Origin of the sequence: Legionella cincinnatiensis (assembly GCF_900452415.1) — a bacterium.
In the GTDB taxonomy this organism is placed as follows: Bacteria; Pseudomonadota; Gammaproteobacteria; order Legionellales; family Legionellaceae; genus Legionella; species Legionella cincinnatiensis.
In genome coordinates, this window is sequence record NZ_UGNX01000001.1 from 2,215,236 (window position 1) to 2,232,835 (window position 17,600).

Consider the following 17,600-nt stretch of genomic DNA (forward strand, 5'->3'; position numbering starts at 1 on the left):
ATCGTAATGTATGAATATGACAGTGAATTAGAGCAAGCTATTGAAAAACTATTACGAGATATTCTAATCGATATAATGGATGAGGCTAGGAAGGATATTGAACAAAATAAACCCAATCCATTGTTCTTAATAGAAAGTTTGAGTGCGGAGATTATTAACTATCTTCAAAATCACCCAGAGGAAAGTGATGAATTCTACCTCCTACTTTTTAACAGTTCCATCCAAATCATAATAAAGCAACTCAATAATAACATTTGTGATAAGACCACCTTAGATCTGTGTCTGAATACCCCCGGTTGTAAAGACTATTTATCCAAACATCTTGGTATGCAATACAACATTGACACCATAAAGGAACTCATAGCAAAAAAGGAACAGGAGTTAGCTGATCGGGATGTTACTCAAAAAATGGAGAGTCCTTCTTCTGCGGAACAAATCATTAAAAAACCAACAAACTCATTATTTGAAAAAGTATCTTTAAAAACAAAGAAAACTTTAGCAACCAAAGAAACGGTTCAAAACCTTTATAGCTTGTGGAAAAAAGAAAATCCATTAAAGTTTAATAATTTGATTTGTTTTCAAAGCGATCAAATAAGAAAAAATAAGGAAAAATACGTCCAATTCTCTATCAATCCATATTTTATTGATGAATTATTACTAAGACTTTCTCCTCTCACAGAAGATATTCAAAAAATAGCCGTCCTGCCTCTATATTTCTCTTATAAGGATCCCCCAAATCAACAGTTTTGGACAAAAAGCATGAAGAGGATTAATAATTATTGGGAAAAGAAAAAAGAGTTAAAGAAATACATCATTTTGGCCGATTATTTAAATTCTGTTGTCTTTTCAGATTTATCACAACTAACTACAGAGCAAACTAACAAAATGCTAGCAGATATATCACGAATCGGTTCGATTGCAGAAAATTTTCACTCTAGAAATAAACTTTATAGATTTTGTAAAAAAATTATAAAAGAGAAAAATATAATTGATTATCCCATACACGAAGTTAAAGAAGCTAAAGTTTTCGATTATTTCATTATTGAACTTAAAAAATTGTTAGATACGTATAATGGTAAAAAAGATAAGGTTAAATTAGGATTAGGAGGACTCCCATATGAAAAATCACAGTTATCCAAAAATTTAACATTATTATGGGAGATTTACAGTTTCAATATTTTACCGCTTTGTCATCACATAGAAGATGTTATCAAAAAGAAAGAGGATGATGTTCTAAGCCCATTTCATAAACAGCTATATAAAAGCTTAATCCCCCAGATAAAAGAAATGAAATTTGAATGTCAACGGTATCAAATCGCAGCGAAAAATATGGGAATAGTTCCAGAGTTAGAATCCACTCCTCAAAGGAAAAACTCAGATCTGATTTTTGATAAAATAAGCTTTCATTCTGCATATTTTGAGATTACGCACAACTTCCCCAATTTTAGGAAAGAGAAAAAAAAATATAACACCACCATTAACAAAGAAGTAGACTCTTTTATAAAAACATTAAAAAATTTTTTAAAAGAAAAAAATGAAACTAATCCCTCAAACGCAATTGTCTCATCAACCTCCCTCAAACCTCATAAATCAAATAAAACATATACACAAAGACCTACTAACCAATTGAGTTTTTTTAAAGAGCTAAAGACAAAAAATACAGATGAAAGACTGCAACCATATATAGGAACCCACAAAAGTATTATGAACTGAGCATAACAACTTTTCTAAGGAGAAAATCTTTTATTAAATTGTCTGTTAATTGGGTTTATGATTGGATGCCTAGAGCAAATATCGCTTTGTTTATAGGTCTTTCTCAATTTATTGGCACCTGAGGACCAATGGTTGCAGCAGGCTCACTAACCTCATCTATAATTGAATGGCGTGTTATATTTTTCAGCATGGCGGTCTTTGGTATCGTTATTGCTGCACTAACATTGTTATTTGTAGAAAAATCCAAATAAAAAAAGGATTTTCCCTATCCTTTTCTTCCTATATGATAACATTAGTATGGTTGGGTTATGCGTTAGGTTGCCCCTTGCTTGGTTTTATATCTAATAAAGTGCAACGTAGAAAGCCTGTAATGCTGGCAAGTGCTTTTACACCATAGTATCCCTATCAGGGATTATATATTTTCCATATGGAAAAACACTAACAGGGGTCCGCTTTTTAGCTCTTGGGTTAAGTGCTAGTGGGCAAAGTATTGGATTTGCAGCCATTGCGGAGCAGTGTAAAGAAAATTTTTTAGCTATAGGATTAAATGCAATAATCGCTCTAGTTACATCAATTAATGCTCCAAAATTAGGTAGTATGTTATCTTATCCCTTAGAAATAAAAAACTCTCAAGGAGTTCTCTTTGCCTTGATTATCGTTGCTAGTCTTTGTAAAGAATTTTGCTATCCTGATGCTCGTGTAATGCTTTTTTGGCTCAATTGTGGTTCAAACTATCTATTGGTTTAATCTCGATTATATTATCTGATTGCTGTAGCATTAAATAATATAATTGCATAAATTTCGAGATATGTTCAGACAACTAAGCAAATTAGTAGATTTTCCCAATAGAAGTTTATTTTTTACGCGATCCACAAGAACAATGACAAAAAATTTTGGTGAGCTTGTTCGTGTTAGTGCAATTGATCATGATGGGTGTTTTAGATTGCGATATACGGAACCTAGCGAAATTGGCAAGTGCATAAACCTGTGATTGAGTATCTAAATCATCAAAAAGTAAACAAAAAATATCCTGTTGATTATGTTACAAGTAATTCCAATCGGCAAAGTAGCCGTCTGGATTGCCCTAATAGCATATACAATGAAAATAACTTGGCATTTCCTGTAGCAAAAGTTTGAGCAAAATCATTGGGGGCATAGTTTGATCCTCTATTATTAGCAGATATCACCGCAAATCGTAAACCCGGATTTACCATTAATTGTATCAATAAGGTGGCACAGGAAAAAAATTTAAATCTATTAAAAAACTGTGTATCAAATGAAGTCGTAGATAAGCTTTTGCAAGAACCCCACTCAGAATTTACCTTTTCCGAAGATAAAATAAACATTGTATATCCTCAAATGCATCGAATTGCACTATACCACCCTCAAGCAAGTATTCATTTTAATGTTTATGATGATTTACTTAAGCAAGTCTTAGTACCCTTAAAACATTTTTATTGCAGTTATCCAAATTTAATACCTGAAAATGTGATATTAAATCTCTATTATTTTAATACGGTGAATAATGAACCACCAAATCATGAATTAAATTTACCAAGTCTCATCCATACCATTCATGGTACTGGTTCCATTGATACCCACTAATATCGTACTGTAAAAAAATGGAGGACATAGCAAAAAACGAAGAAGGTGAACTAAGTAAGTATTATATGAGCCAATATATTACTCCTGAACTTTTGCAAAAAGATTTTAATTCTAAGTTCCCTAGAGAAACGTATTTTTAATCCAACTTTTTGAATTTTGGGTTTATGGGGCAAAAGCGACACAGACCACCTAAAATAGGAGTTATATAGACAAGGCTTCAAAAATTCTTGCGTAGCAAATTTGTAACAAACTTTAGTATAACCATAGTTGTTTCAAGCAGTTTAAGGCAGTAGTTGCTCATTTTGTTACATCACAACCCGCTGATTTCATTAAACAATTTTCTTGATCAATGTGGCTACGAACCAGGGGGTCGGAGGTTCGAATCCTTCCGGGCGCGCCATTTTTAAATAAATGGGCTCATCCCCAAATCCGGGGGCATTAATCAAGAACACAAAACCTTAAGGTGAGTAGGCCAACGGAACTTCCCCATCAGCCCCTCTTAGAACCGTACGTGAACCTCTCGACTCATACGGCTCCCATCAAGCAAAGTTTCTTCCTACTCCAATTTGCCAATGTGGAAATCTTTTTGTACTTACGCAGAGTCCATTTACCAGAACAATATTGAATTGGGTCCAGACTGGCTCAAGGCATGATGGAGAATATTTGCCATAATATTGCATCCATCCTCTAAGCGTTGGATTACACAATTCAGCTATCTCTTCAAGACTTAACTCCACTTTGTACTTCAATTTCCACTGTCTGATCAAGATGGCTTGAAAGACCCATTCTAGGGTAATGCATTAAGTGATTAAGGCCTCGTAACTCAAATTGGGTATATCTCCCCATACACAATCTAATGTTCATTTAATAATAATTTCTTACCATAAAGTTTATTAGAAGATATTGAATGCAAAGCCAAGAAGAAATCCGTACACCCTTAAGACAATAAATGGCGCAAAATAATGAATCAGGATATTCAGTAGATTCTTCATTTTCAGATGCTGAACTTAATGCAATTGCGGCAAAAAATTAATGTCTAAAATAACCTTTTCTCTTTAGTGAGTTTTTAATCATGATATCAAAACATAATTTTTTTAAGTTACATAAATTGAACCTTGAGAAAAAGAAAAACAGGATTGAGCAAACACTCAATGATATAATCTTACCCTATTTACTTCATACAAAAAAATTAGTAGAACCTATGAACGAAAGAGTTTGGGAAAAAACTCTTGTAAGGGATAGACATTGGGGGGTTGTCGTAAAACCTTATCCAGCCTCTACAGAGAATAGCAGTAAAGCAAGAGAATTTTATAACGAATTATTGGACTTATTAAAAATACATATAGTGAGCATGAATTCTAGAAATGAACTGGCCCGTTTTATTAATAAAGAAATTTTAAAGATAATAAACATCAAACAGGAACTAACAACGAAATACTCCAATGCTTGGGATGGTCAAAAATACATTCAAATCAGAGTAGACGCGGAGCCGGAAGAGCAAATGAGAAATATTGAAATATGGTATGGACGATTTACGCGTGCTTTAAATGAGATAAAAACAAATCATGAAAACAGCGTAACTTACGGACCATAAGCTTTTTTATTACTACCTAGCTTAAATTCCTCACCCAAAGGGAATGTAGATTTATATGAATTCACCAAAGCTCTCATGTAAAATGGCAAAATGGCTGTGAGAAAACTTGCCGAAAGAGCAGACCTCTCTCCGACTGTTATTCAAAAAATTCGCTCAGATGAGTAAGACGATGTAAAAACCAAGGAACTTTTTAATCTCTCCCCTCCTGTTGTTTTAAGTTATTTTAGAGAAAGGGGAAAACTAGCTGGTATATAAATTAATTTGCCTAACCTTCATCCATGGTAAAAAAGTTACTTCTTTGTAATGCTCTATATAAATTTAATTATTTTCTTCTGTAACTATGAAACAAAGTTCAATCCAACTCTCAGTTTTATAGTTTTTATCATAACCATTTGATTTTATTTAACTTAAAAATATGACAGCAGTAATTAAGGCCTCAAAAAAATATGGGTTAACTCAAATTGGGTATATCTCCCCATACTCAATCTAATGTTCACTTAATAATAATTTATTATCATAAAGTTTATTTTTATTTCATAAAACTTTAAGAGATATTGAATGCAAAGCCAACAAGAAATCCGTGCACCCTTAAGACAACAAATGACGCAAAATAATGAATCAGGAAATTCAGTAGATTCTTCATTTTCAGATGCTGAAGTTGATACTCTTATTGTGGGGGCTGGCCCCATTGGCTTGCTAAATGCAATCGGATTACTACAAAAAAATTCGCAGAGAAAAGTACTGATTTTGGAAAAACGAGAAGAATATACTCGTAAACATGTAGTTCGATTTAGTGCTGCTAAACTTACCGAATTTATGGAAGCAATAGGAGCAAAAGGTAAAAAATCCATTCCAGAGCTCCTTGAATTAGAAAAGCGATTGCAAGAAAATTCCGCAATTAGAATCAATGAGCTCGAGACAATACTAAAAAACATTGCCCTAAGAATGGGGGCTAAAATTCAGCATAAAGAAGTTAAAGATGTACAGAAGCAAATCTATGATCAATATCCTAAGCTTGAATGCTTGATTGGATGTGACGGTACGCACAGCACAGTATCTGCTCAGGTATTTGGAATAGAAAATCAGATTAAGAACTCGTATGATTATGTCTTACAGGTCCGCTTTGAAGTATCCGGTCCTAGTTCAGTTAATAAAGTAGATTTACCCACTTGGCCTACTTATTTACAAGCTTATGGGCTTGTGGGTGAAGAGATAGTCGGCAAACGGTCCGATGGAATAACGCCTATAACGATGCAAATCATGATCCCTAAGGAAGATTTTGATGCATTAAAACCTTATGCAACGGCTAAGGATCCTATTAAACCTTTTAATGAGGAAGAGACTAAGCTTCAACATATCCCTGATGGAATTATGCAGAAAGTAAAAGGATATCTTGGCTTTAGACTAGCTCACTATACAAAACATAAAGTTGGCGAGCAAATTGATATGTCTGATATTAGATTAAGTGTCAATGAAGCTCCAGCTACTCGCGCCAAACAGGTTGTTAAATACGAAGAAGTTAATGGTCGGTTAATCTGTGTCATGCTAGCCGGTGATGCAGCATTAGGACTATCCTATTTTAAGGGTGTTAATGCTGGCTTGGAAAATATGTCAAAAGCACTTGTTGCTTTAAATACAGAATCTGAAACAGAACGCAAAGCAAAACTTGCTGCCTACGCTACATGGTTCGATCAAGATTTAGCGCCTCGTAAAATTAAGGAAGTGGCAGACTATAGCAAGTATATCGCTCGTCTTACAGAATCAATAACCTCTTTTTTGAACAGGCATCTTGGTCGAGATTTTCTTATGAATACCACTCAGGCAGAGCGCTATGCCGAATTGTACTATCTTAATCAGCGAGAAGCGCGGAAAAACCCTTCTAATCCGCCTTCACTTGATTCAGCATATCCGCATCGTAAAAACTATTTTATTGCAGTATTGAACAGCACTCCAGTGCCTCTTTCTCAATATGGGAAACAAACAAAAGACCATTTTAAAAAATACTTTAAGACCTATAAGTCTAACTTCTATTTGTATCAAGATTTACTGCAGCCACTTAATGCGCTGAGACATATTTTAGAAGGTGTTGCTAAAATTGTATTTTCCCCATTAGCGTTCATTGTTTTTACACCGGTTAATTTAGCAATTTTTACCTATACTGTATTTATTAATTTGTCAACAATGGCAGAGTTCAAAATGCACTGGAATGAAATAAAGACAAATTTCAAATCAGCCGCGGCTAGAATGCTCGATGGTTTGGCAGAAATAGGGTTGGGAGTTGTTCTTGCTGCAACTAGTATTCTGTTACCCATTAAACTCATTGTAAATAGTATATTAACCAATAGAGAAGAATCACGAAAAATTGAAAACAACCCAGGAATGGTTCGCTTAGTAGAAGAGGCGGGCCGAATTGCAGCGAATGATGCGTTTTCGACAAGTAAAATGCACGCGTTACTGATCGATGCACATCGAAAATTTAAAAAGTCGCTGGGTAGAATGCAATATACACAAGTATCCAAAGAGGCGGAAAATAAAGCTTATAATGAATGCAATCTTCATGAACCAGACTCCTATAAGCGTTATTTCAATTTATTTAAAACTCATGATTTACAGAAACAGATAGCGCATGTATCTAAAGAAGAGCGAGAAGTCCTTTCAGAGAGAGCCATTGCAGATACTCCAGGAAAACTCTAACTTTTCACCCGTTTTTATACAAGCACTCCAAGTTTGAGAGAATAGCCTTTAAAGCCATTACTACCCTATTATCCACGGCAGTTTTTAAAGCACCAGCTAACGCAGGGTCCTGCCGAGCTTGTTCTTGAGCCGTCAACAATCTTGCATAGCAGTCTAAAGCTCGTTGTTCATGTTAAAGATAGTAGCCTTATGATCACTATCATCTTGTTCTCCTAGTTCTTGTTGCAGACAATAGCAGTGCTTTTCTAAGGATGCCGGGTTCCTTCATCAAAAGGGAAATAAAGATCAATAAAAAATTCTCTGCTCAATTTATCTGCCCTTAAAGTCTCTTGCATTTCCTGTAAATCGCTAGCCATGGTTTTGTATTGACTAATTAAACATTATGTGATGATTCAACGAGCAAGTGTAATGCTACTAAGGTCAGTAAATCTGTCAAATGGATAAATATCAGAGCTTACTAGTCTTTGTGAGACAACCATCATTGATTATGTACATGGATATGTAGCCAGTATTCTTCAATGAGCAACAACCCAAGGATGAGCCAAGCAAAGATACAAAAAAGCAAGTTGATGCTTATGCTCCCAGCCGAAATTTGAAGATTTCTCGATCTGATAATCTAATGCTTAAAAAATTCGGAAGTAATGATCGCATCAGGTCGCTCAATTTGTTTTGTTATTGCTTTTAAGATACTTTTTTCTGCATATCGAAAACCTATCAAAATTTTTCTTCTAAAATCTTCTTTATAGTCACTTTAGAATTATCCAATATCCATGTAGGTGAAATAAACTCAAAAGTAATGCGCTCTATATATGTGGTTGATTAGCCTTTTAATTACCCACAGTTTTTGCTATGACTTCATTCTTCTCTGAATTAGACTCAATAAAGTATATTAAATTGAGTCAATCATTTAAAAAAGTTTATGATTTTATGCATGAGAATAATTCTCTTAATATGGATACACACTTTCATAACATTTTAGCTGATGAAGATACTATTTATCTCAGTAATTTTACTTTAGCACTGTCAAAGAAATTTGATTTATCAATGATTGAACAAAATTTTGTATATGATTATAAAAATTATGGTGGTTATTCTGTCAATTTACTGCATGGTATTCTAGTATCTTATAAAGACAAGGAAAATTAGGACAAGACATTAAGTGATTGCTTAACACATAAACTTTCAATTAAGTTGTCTGATAAATAAATGAAGTATTATTTAAAAATACGTATATTACGGAAAAATGAAAAAATTTTTTACAGGAAAGTTCAGAAAGACAAATATAATGGTGATGAAAGTGATCCTCAGGATGCAGCTATTGGGAAAGAAATTATGATCCAAAATAACGACAATAAAATATCAAGCGTATTGAATTTATTATTCGACTATATGCGTCATCATAAAAGTAGCACCTTTTTTTTCATTGCTTTTGGATTATTTTGGGCATTTACATTGCCGTATATGTCCTATCTGTTTGGTGTTATTATCGACAGAATCAAAACTCATGGTCTTGAATCTGTTTCTATATATTCATTTGTTCTTGTTCCATTATGCTTATATATAAGCATCCACGTTTTACGAAGTGTTGGCTATTATGCCGGCGGCTTATTTTCACTACTAAGCATTCCCGCATATAAATCCGAGATGGTAAACAACTTATTTACTCATTTAGGGAAACAATCCATCGATTATTTTGAAGCAAAAAAATCAGGATTTTTATCTAATAAAGTGATGAATGCTTGCATAGGATTAGAACCGGTCATAGTTAATTTATTTTTCACAATTTTCCCCCAATCCTTAGCAATTTTGATCACGGGTATTTTATTGTCCACTGTGATCCCTTATTTTGGCATGGTACTCTGGGTTTGGGGAATAGCCATTATCATTTATACGTATCAATCGGCCAAAGTAGGTCAAATAAAAGCCGCCACATTTGCAGACAGCTGCAGTGTCTTTAATGGTCATATTGTAGACATTATTGGGAATATTCAATCTGTTATTCATAACGCCACTTTTGACCAAGAGACAAAATTGCTCAAACACAATATGTATGACTTGATTGACAAAGAACGCCTTCGAAATCGTCATGCCAATAAAGTCATGTTTTTGCAGCATCTTGCCATGAATGCACTTGTTGCATTTTATCTTATCGGTTCCATTATCGGATACGTAAACCATCTAGTGAGTATTGGTGAACTGGTATTCGTAATGACCGCGGTAACAGCCATTGCTGGCTTAACCAGCAGCCTCGGCAATTGCTTTTTAGAGTTCATTTATAACATTGGTTTATTACAAGACGGCTTAAACTTATTGAAACATCACCCCGATGTAGCTGACAGGGAAACCGCCTCTAGCCATAAAATATCCAAAGGGAATATTGAAATCAAAGACATCACTTTCTCTTACCCTTCTCTGCCACCAGTTTTTAAAAATTTTAGTTTGTCCATTCCTGCGCAACAAAAGATTGGGATTGTTGGGAGTTCCGGTGCTGGGAAAACAACATTAATGAAACTCCTTATGCGGTTATATGATATCAATGAAGGAACTATTGAGATAGACGATATCAATCTTGCCTCCTTTACTAAGGATTCATTACGCAGTCAGATTGCTATTGTTCCACAACATTTAAACTTATTTCATCGCAGCATTTTTGAAAATATTGCTTATGGTTGTGGGCACGTTAGCAAAGAAGACGTCATTGCAGCTGCTAAAAAAGCCAAATGTCATGACTTTATTACCTCACTAGAGCATCAATATGACACCATTATTGGGGAACAGGGCGTAAAATTGTCAGGAGGCCAACGACAACGTATTGCCATTGCTCGTGCACTTTTAAAAAACGCCCCTATTTTATTGTTTGATGAAGCAACCTCCGCTTTGGATTCTGCAACAGAGCTAGCGATACAGGAGGCATTGGAAACGTTACTCGAAGAAAAAACTGCTCTCATTATTGCACATCGATTATCTACACTAAAAGCAATGGATAAAATTATAGTGCTTGAAAATGGTCATATTGTAGAGTCAGGAACGCATAACGAACTACTAGCAATTAAGGGCGCTTATCATACTTATTGGACGCATCAGTCAAGTGGATTCATTAAATAGCAACCCAAAGGTTTGCCGAAGATAGGAGAAAATGAATAAAGAACACAAGCTTGGTCTTTCTTTTAATCAAGTAAAATCAATAAGCTAGTTAAAGCCTTGTGTCATAAACTCGCTCTGAAGCCACTTTCAAATGATCACTTGAGAGATGTGCATATCGTCGTAATACCGTCTCATAATTTGACCACCCACTAAGTTGTTGTAACTCATACAAAGCAGTTCCATTCTGTACATACCAAATAATGTAAATTATGCCAGTGAAAATCCTTTATGTTTGCTCGTACGAGTGCTTTTCTCCAAGCATGATTATTACATCGAGTAACAGGCTTACTCTGGCAGGTAAATATATAAACAGAGTTTTTACCTTTTTGTGACTGTATAATTGAAATAGCTGTTTATTCAAAGAAACAGGAATGACTATTTTAGTTTTAGATTCATCCAAATGAATAAGAGCATGTCCTTTATCCAGATCAACTGCACTCCATTTTAATTGAGTTTTAACGTTCAAATATTAGGTTAAAAAGATAGTGCATCCCAAGATTGAGATGCATATGAGAATTATTAGTGATAATTTTTTTTAAAAGCAGCCATTTTTGAACCAATTTCAAGCAGTTGACTTTCGCTAAGAAGTTTTGCAACTTCCGGGAATAACTTCTCCTCTTCTTCTTTCGCATGATGCCGCACATCTTCTTTAAATTTTGCAAAATGCTTTCTCCAAGCGGCTTCTGTTTTTAATTCATTCATCTTTTTTATTTCTTTCTCCGCCATGTTTTCTTCTTTTAATAAATGTTTCACAGTATCTGGTAAATTATCCTTAAAATAAGGATACCATACTGAATGTTCCATCGCTTCATGACGAATTAAATCCTTGCCCAAACGCTCAAAACAATTTTGTTGGGTCTCAAAACGATGCGAATCATCAGCAATATCAGTTAGCATTGTACGGACTCGATTATGCTCCATAATTAAAAAGTCGATGGCATTCATTTTCTCCTCCTTAAGAAAAATAAGTCTTATTAGGTATAGCACATTTTAAGAACAGTGCTATTTTTTATAGTTAAATAATATTGCTTTCCTAAGGTTATCATTTAGATAAAAGCATGTGATTTATTAGTTTTATTCTATAATTTTAAAGGATCATAAAGTTTTAAAACGCGCAGGGAGAAACATCATGGGCTACATTATTGCATGGTTATTAGGCGTTCCAGTGAGCTTATTAATATTAATCTGGTTAATTTCACACCTTTAATAAGGATATTTTATTATGGATAATTTGACATGTTATAAAACTACTGCCACTAAACTGCATTGGTCAGCAATTTTTGCTGGTGCATTTGTAGGATTAGGACTTAGTTTTTTATTGAATATTTTTAGTATGGCTATTGGATTAAGCGCATATTCGTCCACATCTAGCGGTGCCACTGTTATCGCTATAGGAGGCGTCTTAGGTTTATTAATTGGCGTCATTGTGTCGATGGGTGTTGCAGGGTTTGTTGCCGGTTATTTAGCGCGTTTCTATCACTGCTATTGTCATGGTGGCGTGATTTATGGATTTATTACTTGGAGTCTGGCATTAACGTTAAGTGCCTTATTAACCTTACCAATGATACATTATGTTTCTTTTCATCAAGAAAATTTAGACCCAGCCTTAGCCCCCACTCAAATTTCAACGCTTACGGATAATAGTACAATTGCCACTCAATCTAATGTTCCAAAAATGATGAAAAATAACCCTGAGCATTTAGCCTGGAATGGGTGGATTTTATTTATTTTATTTTTCTTAAGTGCCATCTCAAGTTGTATTAGCGCCTGTTATGGAATGAAATGCAAAAAAGAGGACCAAGAAGTACAGAAATTCAAAAGTATGTAAAATCTTCTATAATTACAGCGATCTACCCACTCAAGGAGGATAAAAATGAACAAAGACATTTTTGAAGGCAAATGGGAAGAACTAAAAGGTAAAATGAAACAAACTTGGGGTAAATTAACTGATGATGACTGGACAGTTATTGAAGGCAATCATCAGGAGTTATTTGGAAAACTTCAAAAACATTATGGTTATACGAGAGATGAAGCAGAAAAAGCCATCAAAGACTTTCAAGATGAAACAAGACATTAAAATTAACAAGGAGAAGTTATGAACAAGTTAATTATAGTTTTTTTTATTTTAGGCTCTTGCGTCAGTTTTGCAGCAACGCAAACAGATATGAGCTCTAAATGGATTTGTACCACTAATGCCAGCAGTAGCGATGTAGCTGCTGATAAAGCAGCAGATGATAAAATGGCAAATACCGCTGGCGCCGCTGCCCAATCTTTTGCTTTTGCTGCTCAAAACTGCCGTGATTGCACCAAAATCACCTGTGAAGCAAAAGATTAATCAATCTGAAAAAGAGCTGGAAATTTCCAGCTCTTTTTTTCGAATACTTTATCTACCCTTGTCCCAAAGGATGCTCTAAATAGATATTAAAGGGTTAGTCCCTCATTTTTTATTTCCGCCCACTTCTTTTCTATATCAGTATTATCCATAGTTTCAATATATAAAATTATTTTTCCAGTTTCTATTGCCTCCGCATACTCTTGAGCTTTACTTTCAGAAATGCCTAAAGCTCATTAGTGTTCCTACAAACAATCCAGCAATGGGGCCTGCGATTATAACTCCAATTCCTGGAACAATAAAATTTCCTCCCATCGCAATAATCAGTCCTAATATACCCCCAATAGTAGCTCCTGTAGCACCACCACGCCCTATGTCCTCTAAAGTATTGGTATTTTCTTTCGTGATTAAATTAGAATCATAATAATTTTCTAACATAATAACGGCTATATCTTTAGGGACATAGCCACAATCCAAAGCATATTTATAAGCTTTTTCTGCTGCAACTAGGTTAGGAAATATTTCTATTAATTTTGCAGTACTCATTTTCATATCCTATAAAATTGAGCTTATAATTAAAAATAGAATAAATCCCACATAATATCGTCTCAATGAAAGGGAATTTTCCTTTTATAGAATCCAATTTAAGGCCCGAAGATAGTTTTTATTTTTAAGCTATATTTAAAGAGTATACTTAAAAAGGAATTTAATGATGAATCTCATTTTATTTATTATATTAATTGTTCTTTTAATCGGCTTATTGCCTTCCTGGCCCTACAGTAGTGGGTGGGGGTATTACCCCAGTGGTGGTGTAGGTTTAATTCTCCTCATATTAATTATTGTACTGCTTGTACGAGGCGGACCTTAATCGTCCATTGGAATTGCCAACAATTAATTTTAACAAAATTTATTATCTAAGTAGAAATAATCTACTTTTTGAAAAACAGGAGATTAATATTTTAGTTTTTTTGAGCATGCATATCTATCTGCTCCACATCGCATCTTACAATCATCAAGGAGAATCACCATGAATGATTTTAATGACAATGCAAAAGACATAAAGAAAAAAGCTTCTGAGCTATATAAGACCGCCAAAGAAAATACAAAGAATGCATATTATGAAACGAAACCTAAAGCAGAAGAACTGGTCGCGCAATTCGGTACTACTGCATCTGATTTATATGCTTCAGGTAAAAAGGAGGTGGAATGTGCAGAAAAGTATGTTCAAGAATCAGTTAAGAGCATATCGCACTCTATTCAAAAGCAACCGCTCACTTCCGTTTTAATAGCGGCTGGAATTGGTTTTCTTTTCGCTAAATTTTTTAAAATAGATTAAATCCATTAAGAAGCAACTTAACTTCTAGTTTTACACTGAAAAATGATGTCTTTAAAAATACAGTTGCTCAAAAACCAAGTTTGTAAGTATGTTTTAATAAAAAAGGGCTAAAAGCCCTTTTTTCATTTTTCGTTGCGTTCATGGTCTGTAGTATGCTTCCCCGCCTCTGATGAGTAATGTTTTGCATGCTCTTAATGACCAGAAGCCGAACTTTACCCCTGAGTCAAGCTATTTTTCCCGTCCCTACCCATCCAAGCCTAGTAAATGCACATGAAGAGCTCAGAAAACAAATTTTAAAATAAGTAATTGATATTACTAACTTTTGGACTAAGGATGCCTCAAAAAAATGTTTTTAGGATATTCCAGACTTTTGACTTTACTATGAATTAAGCTAAGATAAGTATTGTGCAGTGCAATAAGGAGATAGCCATGCAAAACTTTCACTTCAATTTAAATTCATTAGAAAACCTCAGTACCCCTATACAACAAATCATGGATTTAAATCAAAAAACACTGAGAAAATTTTCTTTTATGGAACCTGGAGAGTTAACTCAATTCAATGATCCCAAAATGTTGTTAGAAAAAAACATACAAATTTTTATAGATAATGGACATGCAAGCTTAGATTACATGCATCAATTGTTTCATATCATGGAGCATTCATGGATAAATTTATCAAATGATACTCGTGAAAAAACCAAAGATATGATGAAACAAACACAATCCATTGCAAAGTCAGTCATAAACAAAGCATCACATACAAAAACAAGCACGTCGCTTACTAAGCATGCCTCATCTTCATCGAGAAAGAAAACATCCAGTTCTAGTGCTGACAAATTAAAACATAATAGCTCCAAAGATGAATCGCCAAAAACAAACTAAAATGAAACAATTAAAGCTTAATAAAAAAGACTTTATTTCATTGGAGAGAGAAAATGAAAAAATTAATTATCAGCATGCTATTTCTATTATTGTCTACTAGTGTTTTTGCAGAAAATGTTATTAATACTCAAACAAACACATGGAAAAGTATTCCTATAACAGTAGATGCTGGTAAACATACCTATACTATTGAAAAAAGCTTTTTAATGCCTGAAGGAGATTATTATTATACTTATTCAGGATATCGTTGTCTTAAAAATAAAATCGAAATTGCTGGAGTAAATCCTGTTGAATTAAATCCTGTCAATAACGAAGGAACGGTGATTTATTGCTATCCAGATAAATAATAATTTATTGTCATAATATCTTGTTTAAGAAAGAATTATGAGTAATTTCAATTTTTCTTGCTTAATATTGGCACACTAAATAAATTGCGCTCCAATCTTGGAGCGCAATGAATAAATCATTAGAAATGATTATAATGACTCCAAGTTGACGATAAATGGCTATTGGGGTGTGTTTCATTGACACTCAATACAATTCCACCTTCTTTGATACCGGATTCAAATACTTTAGCTTTATCTTCGGGGACTCCCCACCCAATTAAGGAGCCTATTAAACCACCGCTTATTCCACCAGCTCCTGCGCCAGCAAGCCCTGCTGCTATTGGACCGGCAACTACAAGCCCTAATCCTGGTATCACAAGGCTGGTTCCAACTGCCGCTATAGCCCCAACAAGACCTCCAACCGTAGCGCCGGTAGCACCACCTATTGCCAAGCCTTGTGATGCTTTAGAGCCTTCTTTGACTAAAACAGAATCATAATATCGTCTTCGAGAATCCTCAGACATCATCACATTAATGTCTTTTGGAGTATAACCCTCATCAATAGCATCTTGGTAAGCTTTTTCAGCATCTTCTTGGGTTTTAAAGACTTCTGTAGTTAAATGAACATCTTTTTTAGTGTCTCTCATTTTGATCTCCTTAAGGGAATGATCTCTTTAAGATTCATCCCACTATCACTACATCCGTTTTTTCAATACACATCCGGAACAATTTATAGTCATAGTTACCTCCTTGTGGATACAAAATTAAATAAACTGATTATTTAACTATAGTATAAAAGCAGAGCTTTCTCTTGATTTCAACTGGAGAAGATGGTTAAAAAAAGATAATGTTACTAACACGCGTGATTGACTAGATTTAAAGAAATTACTGGATAACCCTAGATCATTAGATTTTTCTTAAGACAGTGCAAGGTTAGAAAAACGAGTTTATTTAATTTTTCGCTTGCCACTTAAGTAATATGTTGTAAAAAATTCAAGACAATAGGTCAGGATGTTGATAATTTTAAGATTTTTCGTATTGATTCGCTTACTACCTCTGATGCGATTTAAAATAATTCGTAGCAATTTAAGCCGAAAATAATTAATAAAAAATCTATATAACATTAAAGTCTCCTCTGTTTAAATAGATTATAGCTGATATTTAAGCACCGAATAATAGATTAGCTCATCATAGCACCTCTCTTAGTCATACGCTCTGCTCGCCATAAAGGAAGATGGCATAGTGCCAAGGTAGACACATCATTACCCATAATTATTAATTGCTGTTATTCAATCCACTAATTTGTATACTGCCATCCCGTAGATCAGGATGATGAATATGAGTTGGGCAGCAGCACGCGTAGCCTGGTTGCTCGCAACCAGGATTTCACCTGATTTAATGCCAGCGTAAAAAAATACGTACCGCCCCGAGTTTTGGCTCATCTGTAATTGACCCTGAGGTTTTTGCTCTTCTTTGTGAACTTGCACCACATAAAATAGCATCTTTGTTATTACAAAAGCCTGATAATCTTTGCCGCCTTTGATAAATCCTGGTTGCAAGCAACCAGGCTACGTCTATGGACTCATCCGTTTTTGCAAGTAATTAGCTGTGAAAAGTGAAGTATTTGCATCCGTATATCCGACCATCCAAAGAGCGACTTATTTTATTCACTCGGGCCCTGATGATATTCGCACTCTGCCTCCTTTATCGCTTGCACGGACAATAATGCCCACCGTAGCCCACAGGTATTTACAGAGTAGATTTTACCCTTTTCACATCAGCTGTTATTTGCAAAACTCAGGTTCGTATTTTATCTCCACATGTGTTCACTCTGTTTATCACCCTGATTTAATAAACTTTTATTTAAGCGCAAAGCTTCAAATGAGCAACATACTTATCATCATAAGCCCTAATTGCCCACATAGGACGTGCATTTTTATTAGCTACTGCACAGCTGCTTTATTGTAACCTCGC

The 17,600-nt window shown here is 34.5% G+C and carries 18 protein-coding genes and 1 pseudogene; 13 read left to right on the forward strand and 6 right to left on the reverse strand.

What is annotated here, in order from left to right; translation table 11 throughout:
• Positions 1-6: 6 nt before the first annotated feature.
• A complete protein-coding gene (locus tag DYH34_RS09910; protein ID WP_058466463.1) occupies positions 7-1,713 on the forward strand; it encodes a hypothetical protein in 1,707 nt (568 codons plus the stop codon).
• Positions 1,714-2,943: 1,230 nt separating this feature from the next.
• Positions 2,944-3,318: a hypothetical protein gene (locus DYH34_RS18385; RefSeq protein WP_238589582.1), complete on the forward strand. Its 375-nt coding sequence runs from the start codon at positions 2,944-2,946 to the stop codon at positions 3,316-3,318.
• Between the two features lie 539 nt (positions 3,319-3,857).
• On the opposite strand, the gene DYH34_RS09925 is transcribed toward DYH34_RS18385, so the two are convergent.
• Positions 3,858-4,085, reverse strand: a complete 228-nt coding sequence (locus DYH34_RS09925; RefSeq protein WP_274519458.1) for a group II intron maturase-specific domain-containing protein — start codon at positions 4,083-4,085, stop codon at positions 3,858-3,860.
• A 305-nt stretch (positions 4,086-4,390) separates the two neighbouring features.
• Between DYH34_RS09925 and DYH34_RS09930 the strand changes: the two genes are divergently transcribed.
• The 4 genes from DYH34_RS09930 (at position 4,391) to DYH34_RS09945 (ending at position 10,711) form a co-directional block, all read left to right on the forward strand.
• Positions 4,391-4,912, forward strand: a complete 522-nt coding sequence (locus DYH34_RS09930; protein WP_058466464.1) for a hypothetical protein — start codon at positions 4,391-4,393, stop codon at positions 4,910-4,912.
• A gap of 558 nt (positions 4,913-5,470) precedes the next feature.
• Positions 5,471-7,606, forward strand: a complete 2,136-nt coding sequence (locus tag DYH34_RS09935; protein WP_058466465.1) for an MDR/zinc-dependent alcohol dehydrogenase-like family protein — start codon at positions 5,471-5,473, stop codon at positions 7,604-7,606.
• 951 nt (positions 7,607-8,557) lie between these two features.
• On the forward strand, positions 8,558-8,752 hold the full coding sequence (locus DYH34_RS09940) for a hypothetical protein (RefSeq protein WP_131775181.1): 195 nt from the start codon (positions 8,558-8,560) through the stop codon (positions 8,750-8,752).
• Positions 8,753-8,812: 60 nt separating this feature from the next.
• Positions 8,813-10,711, forward strand: a complete 1,899-nt coding sequence (locus DYH34_RS09945; RefSeq protein WP_238589583.1) for an ABC transporter ATP-binding protein — start codon at positions 8,813-8,815, stop codon at positions 10,709-10,711.
• A gap of 88 nt (positions 10,712-10,799) precedes the next feature.
• On the opposite strand, the pseudogene DYH34_RS18600 reads toward DYH34_RS09945, so the two are convergent.
• Both DYH34_RS18600 and DYH34_RS09955 read right to left on the reverse strand, forming a co-directional pair.
• Positions 10,800-11,204: pseudogene (locus DYH34_RS18600) on the reverse strand (tyrosine-type recombinase/integrase); the annotation flags it as partial.
• Positions 11,205-11,269: 65 nt separating this feature from the next.
• Complete coding sequence (locus DYH34_RS09955; protein ID WP_058466468.1) at positions 11,270-11,695, reverse strand: hemerythrin domain-containing protein; 426 nt, start codon at positions 11,693-11,695, stop codon at positions 11,270-11,272.
• Positions 11,696-11,972: 277 nt separating this feature from the next.
• Here DYH34_RS09955 and DYH34_RS09960 point away from each other — a divergent pair, with 277 nt between their 5' ends.
• Genes DYH34_RS09960 through DYH34_RS09970 form a run of 3 tightly spaced genes read left to right on the forward strand, consistent with a single transcriptional unit; the run spans position 11,973 to position 13,085 of the window.
• A complete protein-coding gene (locus DYH34_RS09960) occupies positions 11,973-12,578 on the forward strand; it encodes a hypothetical protein (RefSeq protein WP_058466469.1) in 606 nt (201 codons plus the stop codon).
• A gap of 45 nt (positions 12,579-12,623) precedes the next feature.
• Complete coding sequence (locus tag DYH34_RS09965) at positions 12,624-12,827, forward strand: CsbD family protein (protein ID WP_058466470.1); 204 nt, start codon at positions 12,624-12,626, stop codon at positions 12,825-12,827.
• An 18-nt stretch (positions 12,828-12,845) separates the two neighbouring features.
• On the forward strand, positions 12,846-13,085 hold the full coding sequence (locus tag DYH34_RS09970; RefSeq protein ID WP_058466471.1) for a hypothetical protein: 240 nt from the start codon (positions 12,846-12,848) through the stop codon (positions 13,083-13,085).
• Between the two features lie 213 nt (positions 13,086-13,298).
• Here the strand turns inward: DYH34_RS09970 and DYH34_RS09975 are convergent, their stop codons facing one another.
• Positions 13,299-13,628: a hypothetical protein gene (locus DYH34_RS09975; protein ID WP_058466472.1), complete on the reverse strand. Its 330-nt coding sequence runs from the start codon at positions 13,626-13,628 to the stop codon at positions 13,299-13,301.
• Between the two features lie 163 nt (positions 13,629-13,791).
• Between DYH34_RS09975 and DYH34_RS09980 the strand changes: the two genes are divergently transcribed.
• The 4 genes from DYH34_RS09980 to DYH34_RS18055 all read left to right on the forward strand — a co-directional run bounded on the left by DYH34_RS09980 (position 13,792) and on the right by DYH34_RS18055 (position 15,647).
• Positions 13,792-13,950 carry a DUF3309 family protein gene (locus DYH34_RS09980; protein WP_274519459.1) on the forward strand — a complete coding sequence of 53 codons (159 nt, stop codon included), beginning with the start codon at positions 13,792-13,794 and terminating at the stop codon, positions 13,948-13,950.
• 159 nt (positions 13,951-14,109) lie between these two features.
• Positions 14,110-14,418: an ElaB/YgaM/YqjD family protein gene (locus DYH34_RS09985; RefSeq protein ID WP_058466473.1), complete on the forward strand. Its 309-nt coding sequence runs from the start codon at positions 14,110-14,112 to the stop codon at positions 14,416-14,418.
• 429 nt (positions 14,419-14,847) lie between these two features.
• Positions 14,848-15,300 (forward strand): hypothetical protein, encoded by a 453-nt coding sequence (locus DYH34_RS09990; protein WP_058466474.1) that lies wholly within the window; start codon positions 14,848-14,850, stop codon positions 15,298-15,300.
• A gap of 53 nt (positions 15,301-15,353) precedes the next feature.
• Positions 15,354-15,647 (forward strand): hypothetical protein, encoded by a 294-nt coding sequence (locus DYH34_RS18055; RefSeq protein WP_058466475.1) that lies wholly within the window; start codon positions 15,354-15,356, stop codon positions 15,645-15,647.
• A gap of 119 nt (positions 15,648-15,766) precedes the next feature.
• Here the strand turns inward: DYH34_RS18055 and DYH34_RS09995 are convergent, their stop codons facing one another.
• Both DYH34_RS09995 and DYH34_RS10000 read right to left on the reverse strand, forming a co-directional pair.
• Positions 15,767-16,273: a hypothetical protein gene (locus DYH34_RS09995; protein WP_058466476.1), complete on the reverse strand. Its 507-nt coding sequence runs from the start codon at positions 16,271-16,273 to the stop codon at positions 15,767-15,769.
• A 642-nt stretch (positions 16,274-16,915) separates the two neighbouring features.
• On the reverse strand, positions 16,916-17,185 hold the full coding sequence (locus tag DYH34_RS10000) for a hypothetical protein (protein WP_058466477.1): 270 nt from the start codon (positions 17,183-17,185) through the stop codon (positions 16,916-16,918).
• Between the last annotated feature and the right edge of the window lie 415 nt (positions 17,186-17,600).